This is a genomic window from Herbaspirillum sp. WGmk3 (assembly GCF_023952535.1).
Lineage (GTDB): Bacteria > Pseudomonadota > Gammaproteobacteria > Burkholderiales > Burkholderiaceae_D > Herbaspirillum > Herbaspirillum huttiense.
Genome location: NZ_JAKYWT010000082.1, coordinates 1 through 263, shown reverse-complemented (window position 1 = coordinate 263; position 263 = coordinate 1). Strand labels below are relative to the sequence as shown.

1 protein-coding gene is annotated in these 263 nt (G+C 67.3%); it reads left to right on the top strand.

The genetic code is table 11. From position 1 onward, the window contains the following. Positions 1 to 263: hypothetical protein (locus MKD49_RS26035; RefSeq protein ID WP_252697745.1), on the top strand; the 263-nt coding region annotated here is incomplete at both ends.

Sequence of the window (263 nt, the reverse complement as noted above, 5' to 3'; positions counted from 1 at the left end):
CCATCGTCACCCCCGCAGGCCAGCGCGGCTGGAAGGACCTCCTCAACCAACTTGAGCCACACCTGAAACTGGCCGAGGCGGAACCGGGCGTGCTCACCGACCATGCCGACCTGCTGTTCGCCCGCACCCAGGGCCACATCGGCTCCTTGACGACCCTGCTCGAACGAGCCTGCGGGATCGCCTACCGCGCCGACATCGAGACTCTCACCGAAGAAGTGCTCACCCGTGTCGTTCTCGACAACGCCGCCGAGCTCAGCCGCCGC